The organism is Gottfriedia endophytica, assembly GCF_017814275.1.
In the GTDB taxonomy this organism is placed as follows: Bacteria; Bacillota; Bacilli; order Bacillales; family Bacillaceae_G; genus Gottfriedia; species Gottfriedia endophytica.
On the sequence record NZ_JAGIYQ010000007.1, the window covers coordinates 187847 to 195199 of the forward strand.

Here is a 7353-nt window from a genome sequence, read left to right on the forward strand (position 1 = left end):
TTAAATCTATCATTTCAATTCACAATAAAATTCGATGTTTTTTTATTAATTCCTTGTTCAACTAAACTGCCAGTTTGCACAATAAAAAAGCCACAAAAGTGACTCGTAATCTTCAACTATCACTTTCGTTAGTTGAATAACAAGTTAATTTAAAAATGCACATATTAGATATGTCTAATATGTGGGTTCCTTTTATATCATGCGTTTATGTTATTTAACCTAAATATATTATTCTGCCTATCTATCCTTCTTTTTGTATATTTTTTCTAGAGAACCTGTATCAACTTTTTACCTTCTAGACACTATTCAGAAAGGATAATTTAGATTTTGTGAACTTTTAATGTCTATGACAACCGTAACTATTAGAATATAAATTTTTATGCCAAACTTAGAAACAGATTTAAAAAATATTAATTTGAAACGAGGAATTAAATTGAACTTTCCACAACTAAAAATCTCTCATATGCTGCCCAGAGTTCCAATTTTTCAAGGTGGGATGGGCGTCGGAATCTCTTTAAGTAATCTAGCCTCTGCTGTAGCAAATGCTGGAGGAGTTGGAATTATTTCTGGCACAGGAATTTCAGTTGACACTTTACGAACACATATTAGAAAAGCTAAAAGTCTCTTAAAGGGTACAGGATACATCGGTGTCAACGTTTTGTTTGCCATGAGTGATTTTGCCGAAAAAATGAAAGTTGCTCTTGATGAAAAAGTTGATTTTATTATTTCAGGTGCAGGTATTTCAAGAGACATGTATTCTTGGGGAAAACAAGCCGGTATTCCAGTCATTTCAATTGTTTCTTCTGCAAAACTCGCAAGAATATCTGAGAAACTTGGAGCAGCTGCAGTCGTTGTTGAAGGTTTTGAAGCAGGTGGACATTTAGGAACTGACAGACCTCTATTTGAAATACTTCCTGAAGTTGTCGAAGCTGTTTCCATTCCAGTTATTGCAGCTGGCGGTATTATGACTGGCGATGATATTGCTAATGCTCTTAAAATGGGTGCAGCTGGTGTTCAAATGGGAACCAGATTTGTTGCAAGCGAGGAATGTGATGCACCTCTAGCTTTTAAGCAAAAATATGTAGATGCTCATAAGGAAGATATGATTTTAGTAAAAACGACCGTTGGCTTACAAGGAAGAGCGATTAGCAATAATTTTACTGACCTAATCACCGGATCAGAGAATCTTAAAATCTCGAAATGTCATAATTGCCTTAAAAATTGTTCATATCGTTTTTGCACGCTCGATTCTTTAATTAAATCGGTTGAAGGTGATGTCGAAAATGGCCTTGTTTTTGCCGGTGCAAGAGTAGATGAAATTAAAGAAATTCTTCCAGTTCAACAAATCATCAAAAACTTATTAAAAGAATATCAAAATGCAATGAAACAATAGCATCTTTTATGCTTTTAGTCCCTATGCAAGTATAGAATAATATTAAAACTAGCTAATTTTTCCTTATAGGACTAACGAGTGCGCTAGTAGGATAACAAATAGAGGATGATCATAATCGATCATCCTCTTTTTCACTATATGGCAGGTTAGTACAATAGCAAAGTTGTAATCTCCTTTTTTTCGTCGTCCACTATTTTACAGGGGAGCAGTACCATCTAAATTCTGATGTACAAAATTGGGATTTAGATAACTAAACTTCAAACTGCTTTAAATGATGGTCAAGGTGCTTATAAATTCCTTTCCCCCATTCCTCGGAGCTAAATTTGCCGAAAAAAGGATGTGGATGGGTTGTACATTTCTCTGGTCCATCATTTTGAAATGCAATAATTTTTTGTTTCAGTTTTTCTCTTTCTGTTTCAAATTCTTTTTTATCTGTTATCAAAATGGTTGGAATAGTGGACATATTGCGAGGTACCTGCTTGTCATTGTAAAAAATTGGTTTTGCAAATCTCCCTATTAACCTCCCTAACCAACCTCTCGGGGGAAAAGAATTTCCCATTGCTATATCTTGGAACGATGAGCAATGAGCTAGCATTTGAGCAACATCCATTCTTCCCCATTGCGGTTGTGAATTAGGATTTAACTTGTCTATACGGTTTAAAATTTCCTCTGTATGCATATGATTAAAAATACTTTTCATAAGTGTAATCCCCTTTACATATTGACTATGATTTATATTCACCCTCATCTGCACTTAATCCTTGTTCAAATAACGCATGCGTTGGTTCAATAAGGTTTATGAAGAAGAAAAATCTATTTTCAACATCAACCATACAACATTGAAGTTATTTAGGCATAAATTTTATTTAGCTCTGTATTATATTCATCAATATTAAAAGTCAGAGAGTGAGCTTTATCTAACCACTTTACTTTTGAACCAATACAATCATATCCATTCAATAATTTTTCTCTAGAACTCTTATCAATACCAATTTTATCCCAGATAATAAATTCATTTTTCTGGAGAACTTTTGCAACGATCACAGTACACCATAAATCACAATCATCTGGACAAATTAAAATTGGTAGTACTTCTTCATCCTTTAATGAAGAAAATCTTAGTTTTATTAGCTCTTTTTCTTTTATATTATCTATCCAATCTAAAATAGTAGGAACTAATCCAAGTAATCTATTATTAGGATAAAGATTATGTAAAATAACATCTAACGGTACACCATCAATTACAATAGTTAAATGTTTATCATTACAATATTCACTTTTTAATTTCTTAACTTCGATTTTATTTTGCTTCATATGTCCTCACCTTCTTTGTAACAAATCCGTCAGTTTTTTCTTGTAAGAAGTCTCAATACTTTCGCATATTCTTACTCTACTATTGCATGCGTTCGTATTATAAGGTCATCTAGTTTAGTTACATAAGGAATATCATTTAGACTTGTTGCTAAAACGAGAAATCCAATCGTCATTTTATTCTCCTTTATGAACAAATCTGTCTTTTAGAAAAAATAATGAGGTCGTCTGGTGTTTTAAGACGAACCTAGTTATGTTTTAAACAGTATAAATCCAATCGGAAATGTCATTTATAACGTCTTTATTGACATGTTGAGCAACCTTATACTCTTTTTTTGCTTTTAGTAATTCTCCATAAACAGATGGCATAAACATATGATTCAAATTCGGATAAAGTTTAAAGGTTGTATTAGGTTTATTACCCATTATTTTTTTGTAACCTTCAAAATCCTTATGTACTGTTGTTTGAAAATCTTTTTCTCCTTGTAAAAATAAAATTGGTTTATCCATTTTACTGAGATAATGAGTAGATGGATGTTCGCCCATTTCTTTAAAATAGTAGGCTTTTACGCGTTTCCCTATAACTGGCGTTGATTTTGCCTCTTCATCACTTAAGTTATAGATATTTTCTAATTTTGATGATAGGGCTGTTATTTGTTTTTTAGCAATCCATCTCAAAAATGCATTTAATGAGTTTAATATCATATCATTTTGATCCATCATAATTTCTTCTAATTTACGTGGAGAACCAGCCATAATTACTATTCCTGCAAAAGCTCCTCCTTCTGCATCAATTCGCGGGGCCAACATTCCTCCTAAACTATGACCAATAACAAATATTTTATTTGAATCTATCCGTGAATCTTTTCGTAAGAAATCAGCTGCAAGAATGGCATCTTCAATTGTTTCCTCTTTAACTGATAATCCAGCTTCGTGTTTCATTTCTTTCCCATATACAAATGTTCTCTTATCATAACGCAACACAGCAATTCCTTTTTCCGACAAACCTTCAGCTATGTCTTTAAAGGGTAAATTATTAAAAACTTTTGCATCCATATTACTTGGACCAGAACCCTGAACCAAAACAACCGCAGGAATCAATCCATTCGTTTCATTAGGGATGCTTAAGATTCCATTAAGTGGGTATTTTGTCGCCTCGCCTATAACAATTTTTTCTTCAGTCATTTTGTTACCTCCAATACATATAAGAATCAACATTACTTTAACCTCGTTCTTTTCAATTACTACAACCCGTGATCTTCAACTATTGCATACGCTAGTTCAATAAGAAAATAAAAATTAAAAAGAACAATCTATTTCTATTCTTTAATTCTCCGAACAAAATTTCATCCTCTTTAAAAACTGGTTTTTTAACCTCTATAAGCGTTTGGAAAATTTTATAATACTTACAACTACTGCGATCAGGAATACAATTAAACTATTTATTAATAGATAGAACCCCACAAGATATAATCCAAAAAAGAACCCAACATAAGCATCAAGAATAATCGTAGCGATGAATCCCTCAACAATTACTAACACTACTGCGGATATAAGTATGATAAATGCAGAAAAGTAAATATTTTTCGTTTTTCGATAGTAAAAAAATGCTATTAAATTTACAAATAATATTGAAATTATCAGTATTGACAAAAGAGCTAGTTTCGTCATGTAATCAACCTTGTGTACATAATTTTTATAACATAAGTCCTAATTTATAGATATTAAATAATAAAGGTGAATAATCCTGTTTATGCAATAAATTAATTTCATCCTTGTTCAACTCTACTGCCATTTAGTGAAATAGAGGATGATCGAATAATGATCAGCCTCTATTTGTTGTTCAACTATCGCATGCGATAGTTGTACAACACTTAATACTTGGGAGCTGATGATCAATCAGCTCCTATTTCATTATTTGGGAGATTAGTTTAATAAGAACAGGTCAATCAAAATACTATGAAGAATATAATTAGGATACATTGTATAAAAGATTTTAAAAAAAAACAGTAAATATAAATTAGGAGTGTTTGTTATGGTTCATGCAAAAGATGTTTTATCGGATCAATTGTTGGCAAATGCTAATGATCCAAGTTGGTACCTACCATTTTCAGATTCAGTAGAAAGGTTGTCTGAGGAACAAGCATTTTGGAAACCAAACGAAGAAAGTAATAGTATTGCTGAAATTGTGCAGCACTTACTTTATTGGAATCAAACATGGCAAACAAGGTACCAAAAATCTCAAGTTGATGCTGTGCCTCCAATAGGAAATAACAATAATAGCTTTATTATTCCTGAAAATCATACTTTTGCTGACTTAAAAAAAAATCTAACAGAGGTACTTTTACGTTGGCAAGAGTTATTATCTGAAGAAAAAGTTGAGAGAGAAGTTAACGGTTTTCCTGGACACGTGAAATGGTGGGCAGTACTCGGAAATGTGTCAACTCATAACGCATATCACATTGGTCAGATAATTTATATTCGTAAGTTGCAAAATAGCTGGAAAATGGATGCAGGAGTAGATAAATAAAAGTTGTACGTGTACCTTGTTCAACTAACGCATGCGTTAGTTGAACATCATGAGTCAAAAAAGTGGCTCTTTTTTGATCGCACCTTGTTTTTTTGACGCCTATTTTAAATAAGAATGAAATATCATCTATGTAAGAGCCAGTGAAAGAACGTACGTGTTCTTCACTAACTTCTTGGTCAAACTCCTTTAAAGTATGGTCAACCATACGTTTTAGGTCTTCCATTGAGCCTTGTTGTAAATGTTCAAATGACATTATTAACACCTTCGATTATTATTACTTTCTTCTGTGCATCTTAGGTAAGTAGCACATTTCTCTTTGAAACACTTAGTTACTGTTCCTGGTTTAAGTTTATCTTTAAACTTCTCATAGCAGTAACATACTTCATCGTCCTGTTCAGGTTCATTCTTTCGACCAAAGACTATTGGTCCGATATCAGAAGGTTTTAGGTCTTCTATTCTGTTATCTTCTTTGTACTTATCTAAACACGACTTACATATACAAGATCTTCTTACCTCTTCTGGTGATATCTGATTAAATATCTCTCTTGGAAAATACTCATCATTACACCAACAAGTCTTCCCACTTGAGCACTTATTCTCATTACCACACATGGGACAGAGCTTAATTGCCATTAAATACCCTCCTCAATAATCTGGTTAACAAACTTAGTTACGATATCAGCGGACTTTTTAGCAAAAGATTGTAGAAACTCTTCTGCATATGTCATATAGAAGTAATATCTTTAGTGTCAGTGTATTTCTCTAAGTAGTCATCTTTTTGAATTTGTAGAGTTAGTTGCACACCCTCTAAATATTCGATGGTATTTTGGATTTGACCTAGTTCAAAATTTCTTTACTTAAATTCAATTTCTAATTCCTCCAATTAATGTCTATTTTATTTATGTACTACTGACCAGATACTTTGTTTTCCTATGTAACTATTAATTTATAACTGCTTCAATTCTTCTTTTAAACTCTTCTTTCCCCTCTTCGCTTTCTATATTATTCAGCATCCTCCCCAAGATGGCGAGGGTCTCACGAGTTGCCGTATCATATCAATGTGTTACGTGCCAAGGTCTCTGACTCCGGAGAGACTTTACCCTTCTTGCCTTAACGAACGGTAAAATGTTGCTTTCTGCTATGCGTAAAGCATCAGCCCTCTCGATTTACTAACATTTCGAAGCTCAATCCCTTCAACCATTTGGCTTTTGGCCCGCAACCTAACTGTCTATGCTTAAAGATTAAAGTTACCTTTAATCCTTCAAGACTCGCTACGAGTGAATGGCTAGTTCTTACTCGACGGGAATCCCACCCGCTATATGATACGACCTAGACTCGGCCGCACACGCATGCGATAGTAGAATTAGATTTTATTTAATTTCGATTACGAAAGAGTATTCTGAACTTCCTATGGAAGCATTCACATCATCTGATGCATTCCAACCAACAAAAATATCATAATAATAAATACCTTTTTCCGTTGGAGCTTTTATATTATTATTATATGATTTTTCTTCTACTTTTCTATTTTCATTTACTCTATAAATATTTATAACTGTAGGCATAAGATTAAAATCAAATTCAATTTTAATATTAACTCCTTTTGCAACAATTGTAGGTGTTTTATCCTTTACACTATCAGGAGCACTTGCCCTATCTACAGAAACGCCTTCCCATCCGTATGAATCTCTAACAACTTCTATATTTGAATTACCAGCAAGAACTTTTGGTAAAGGTGGTTCATCTCCATTCAAATTTATATTCGAATCCTTTACGTCCACTAATGGTAAAGATGGTTCATCCTTCTTAATTGAGCAAGCCGATAAAATAAAAACAAGCAAAAATAAATTAATTCCAATAACTAATTTAATTTTCATTTATTATTCTCCCCGAATATTTATATATTTCAGCTTAGTAACTAATTCTTTACTTTATTAATATCTCCTCTTATTCAACCATCCTTCCCTATAGTTAAATAAAAAAGAGCCGCCGAAGCTGGTCAAGACCCCAAAAAGTGGAGATGAAAAAAAAACAGAGTTATTTCCTTCAGGAAATAGCTCTATTTTTGCCTTTATGTTGAGCTATTACTTAGTTAAATTTCTTTTTTGATTCATGCTTA

8 protein-coding genes are annotated in these 7353 nt (G+C 32.7%); 2 read left to right on the forward strand and 6 right to left on the reverse strand.

Going from position 1 to position 7353, the window contains the following annotated elements; all coding sequences use genetic code 11:
• The first annotated feature begins 415 nt into the window (after positions 1–415).
• Complete coding sequence (locus tag J5Y03_RS12450; protein ID WP_209406141.1) at positions 416–1393, forward strand: NAD(P)H-dependent flavin oxidoreductase; 978 nt, start codon at positions 416–418, stop codon at positions 1391–1393.
• Positions 1394–1643: 250 nt separating this feature from the next.
• Here J5Y03_RS12450 and J5Y03_RS12455 read toward each other — a convergent pair whose 3' ends face one another.
• From J5Y03_RS12455 to J5Y03_RS12470, 4 genes are all read right to left on the reverse strand, one after another.
• On the reverse strand, positions 1644–2093 hold the full coding sequence (locus J5Y03_RS12455) for a DUF1569 domain-containing protein (protein ID WP_209406105.1): 450 nt from the start codon (positions 2091–2093) through the stop codon (positions 1644–1646).
• A gap of 149 nt (positions 2094–2242) precedes the next feature.
• On the reverse strand, positions 2243–2707 hold the full coding sequence (locus tag J5Y03_RS12460) for a hypothetical protein (protein ID WP_209406107.1): 465 nt from the start codon (positions 2705–2707) through the stop codon (positions 2243–2245).
• Positions 2708–2962: 255 nt separating this feature from the next.
• Positions 2963–3889: an alpha/beta hydrolase family protein gene (locus J5Y03_RS12465; protein ID WP_209406109.1), complete on the reverse strand. Its 927-nt coding sequence runs from the start codon at positions 3887–3889 to the stop codon at positions 2963–2965.
• A gap of 192 nt (positions 3890–4081) precedes the next feature.
• Positions 4082–4375 carry a 3-isopropylmalate dehydrogenase gene (locus tag J5Y03_RS12470; protein WP_209406111.1) on the reverse strand — a complete coding sequence of 98 codons (294 nt, stop codon included), beginning with the start codon at positions 4373–4375 and terminating at the stop codon, positions 4082–4084.
• A gap of 364 nt (positions 4376–4739) precedes the next feature.
• Between J5Y03_RS12470 and J5Y03_RS12475 the strand changes: the two genes are divergently transcribed.
• Positions 4740–5234, forward strand: a complete 495-nt coding sequence (locus J5Y03_RS12475) for a DinB family protein (protein WP_209406113.1) — start codon at positions 4740–4742, stop codon at positions 5232–5234.
• A 255-nt stretch (positions 5235–5489) separates the two neighbouring features.
• Here the strand turns inward: J5Y03_RS12475 and J5Y03_RS12480 are convergent, their stop codons facing one another.
• Entirely contained in the window at positions 5490–5867 is a 378-nt protein-coding gene (locus J5Y03_RS12480; RefSeq protein WP_209406115.1) for a cysteine-rich CWC family protein, read from the reverse strand.
• Positions 5868–6604: 737 nt separating this feature from the next.
• Positions 6605–7111, reverse strand: a complete 507-nt coding sequence (locus J5Y03_RS12485; RefSeq protein WP_209406117.1) for a hypothetical protein — start codon at positions 7109–7111, stop codon at positions 6605–6607.
• Positions 7112–7353 lie beyond the last annotated feature (242 nt).